The 1445-nt window shown below is 67.9% G+C and carries 1 protein-coding gene; it reads left to right on the top strand.

Annotated features, from left to right (window positions below; all coding sequences use genetic code 11):
- A partial coding sequence (locus JMF90_RS36910; RefSeq protein WP_201326327.1) for a bifunctional transcriptional regulator/glucokinase occupies window positions 1-1372 on the top strand: 1372 nt, incomplete at its 5' end.
- Between the last annotated feature and the right edge of the window lie 73 nt (window positions 1373-1445).

The raw sequence follows: 1445 nt of genomic DNA, 5'->3' as shown, positions 1-1445 counted from the left end.
CCTGGTACTGCAGTACGCGCGCAAGAAGTTTCCGCACGTGTCGTTCGAACGCGTGTGCGCGGGCCCCGGCATGGAGATCATCTATCGCGCGCTCGCGGCGCGCGACAAGAAGCGCGTCGCCGCGACCGTCGACACGGTCGAGATCGTCGAGCGCGCGCATGCGGGCGACGCGCTCGCGCTCGAGACGGTCGAATGCTTCTGCGGGATTCTCGGCGCGTTCGCGGGCAGCGTCGCGCTAACGCTCGGCGCGCTAGGCGGCGTGTACATCGGCGGTGGCGTCGCGCTGAAGCTGGGCGAGCTGTTCACGCGCTCGTCGTTCCGCGCGCGCTTCGAGGCGAAGGGCCGCTTCACGCACTACCTCGAAAACATCCCGACCTACCTGATCACCGCCGAATACCCGGCGTTCCTCGGCGTGTCGGCGATTCTCGCGGAACAGTTGTCGAACCGTTCCGGCGGTGCGTCGTCGGCCGTGTTCGAGCGAATCCGCCAGATGCGCGACGCGCTGACGCCGGCCGAGCGCCGCGTCGCCGATCTCGCGCTGAACCATCCGCGCTCGATCATCAACGATCCGATCGTCGACATCGCGCGCAAGGCCGACGTGAGCCAGCCGACCGTGATCCGCTTCTGCCGCTCGCTCGGCTGCCAGGGGCTGTCGGACTTCAAGCTGAAGCTCGCCACCGGCCTCACCGGCACGATCCCGATGAGCCACAGCCAGGTGCATCTCGGCGATACGGCCACCGACTTCGGCGCGAAGGTGCTCGACAATACGGTGTCCGCGATCCTGCAGCTGCGCGAGCACCTGAATTTCGAGCACGTCGAGAACGCGATCGAGATCCTGAACGGCGCGCGCCGCATCGAGTTCTACGGGCTCGGCAACTCGAACATCGTCGCGCAGGACGCGCACTACAAGTTCTTCCGCTTCGGCATTCCGACGATCGCGTACGGCGACCTGTACATGCAGGCCGCGTCGGCCGCGCTGCTCGGCAAGGGCGACGTGATCGTCGCGGTGTCGAAGTCGGGCCGCGCGCCCGAGCTGCTGCGCGTGCTCGACGTCGCGATGCAGGCCGGCGCGAAGGTGATCGCGATCACGTCGAGCAACACGCCGCTCGCGAAGCGCGCGACCGTCGCGCTCGAAACCGACCACATCGAGATGCGCGAGTCGCAGTTGTCGATGATCTCGCGAATTCTGCATCTGCTGATGATCGACATCCTCGCGGTCGGCGTCGCGATCCGTCGCGCGTCGACGAACGGCGAACTGCCCGAAGCCGTCGCGCAGGCGAAAGCGCGCGCCAGCGACGACGAAACGGCCGACGTGCTCGACTGGCTGAGCCACGGCGCGTCGCCGGCGGCGAAGGACGTCGCGCGGGACTAGCGCATGGCGCGGCGTCAGCCGCTTCACGCGTCCCAACGAAAAAACGCCACCGGCGCATCGCGCGCGGTGGCGT

It is taken from the genome of Burkholderia sp. E168m23 (assembly GCF_016586125.1).
GTDB lineage: Bacteria > Pseudomonadota > Gammaproteobacteria > Burkholderiales > Burkholderiaceae > Burkholderia > Burkholderia orbicola.
The sequence above is the reverse complement of the archived record's forward strand: the minus strand, read 5'-3'. Positions and strand labels throughout refer to the sequence as shown.